Here is a 1,395-nt window from a genome sequence, read left to right on the forward strand (position 1 = left end):
CGCGCCCGCGCCGACGCACTGGTGGCTGCCCTGGATACCGCCGCCGGTCAGAGTCGAGACAAGAGCAGGTGCATCCTCACCTCGCTGCACGACGCGACCGCGAAGTCCGGTCCCGGCTGCTGAATTCGGCGACGGGCTGTGAGCAGTCTCTCGCTCGACCGGAGCGGCTACCGGGCAGAGACTGGGATCGTGGACGCTCTCGCAGTGCATCGATGGGGAGACGGCCCGGAAGTCGCGCTGGTACACGGCGGCGCGGGGCCGAAAACAACCTGGGCCGGGCTGGATTCGCTGGCCGAACGATGGACGCTGCTGCTGATCTACCGCCGCGGTTTCCCGCCCAGTCCCCCGGTCCCCGGCCTCGGACAGGACTTCGAGATCGACGCCGAGGACCTCGCCACCGTGTTCGACGAATACCGCCCGCACGTGGTCGCGCACTCCTACGGAGTGCTGGGCTCCCTGCTGGCCGCCGTCCGAAACCCTTGGGCCGTCCGATCATTGACCCTGATCGAACCACCGCTGTACTTCGTCGCTCCTGACGATCCCGAGGTGGCGCGGCTGCGCGACCTGGGCGATCAGGTCCTCAGTCACGGCCTCGACACCGACCCGGCCGCCCTCCGCGAATTCCTGGTCCTGTCCGGCTCCCCCGGTATCGACCCCGGCCCGCTCCCCGCCGCCGCGGCGGCCGCCGTCCGCCGCGCCCACCACGGTCGCCTGCCCAGCCAAGCCCGCCCCGACCTGGAAGCGTTGCGATCCAGCGGAATTCCCGCCCTCGTCGCCTCCGGCGCCCACACCCCCGCCCTGGAGCGGGTGTGCGACGCCCTCGCGTCCAGGCTCGACGCCCGCCGCGCGGTAGCCCCCGGCGCCGGGCATTTCGTCGCCGCCGCACCGGGATTCGCCGAACGCCTGCACACCTTCCTCGCCGACGGGGTGTGAGCCCGGTCGCGCCGGGCGGCCGCTGCTAGAGGTGTACGAGGGCGTTCATCGGGGCCAGGCCGAGTGCGGTGATCTCGGCGGCGCCCTCGGCACCGGCGGAGCCTCCGGCCAGGATCTTCGTGCGGGCGGACTGGTACTGCCAGCCCGCCGCGCCGAAGGTGGTCGCGGTGGAGAGCAGGCGGTCGCGGTCCTTGGCGAGCAGGGCCTCGGCTCGGTCGACGAGGGCGGTGGCCACCGGGTTTCCCGCGACCGCGGCACGCGCGTCCGCGAGGTCGGCGGGCTCCGCTGATCCGGTCAGGGCCGCGGCTTCCGCGTGCAAGGCCGCGTACCAGGGCAGCCAGACGCCGCCGAGTTCGGCGCGGGCCTGGTCGAGCGTCAGGTCGGTGCGTTCGAGGGCGTCGACGGGCTGACCATGGTGGAGCATGAGCACGGCAGCTCAAGGCCCAGATGCCCAAGGTCGGC

General features: G+C 72.8%; 2 protein-coding genes. One reads left to right on the plus strand and one right to left on the minus strand.

Annotated elements, in window-relative coordinates; genetic code table 11:
* Window positions 1-189: 189 nt before the first annotated feature.
* Complete coding sequence (locus ACWELQ_RS45710) at window positions 190-933, plus strand: alpha/beta fold hydrolase (protein WP_452403194.1); 744 nt, start codon at window positions 190-192, stop codon at window positions 931-933.
* A gap of 25 nt (window positions 934-958) precedes the next feature.
* Here the strand turns inward: ACWELQ_RS45710 and ACWELQ_RS45715 are convergent, their stop codons facing one another.
* Window positions 959-1,357, minus strand: a complete 399-nt coding sequence (locus ACWELQ_RS45715; protein WP_452403195.1) for a hypothetical protein — start codon at window positions 1,355-1,357, stop codon at window positions 959-961.
* Between the last annotated feature and the right edge of the window lie 38 nt (window positions 1,358-1,395).

This window comes from Nocardia sp. NPDC004722 (assembly GCF_053601505.1).

Coding starts and splice junctions, on each gene's coding strand:
- ACWELQ_RS45715 (WP_452403195.1), bottom strand. CDS start 1,357: ATGCTCCACCATGGTCAGCCCGTCGACGCCCTCGAACGCACCGACCTG.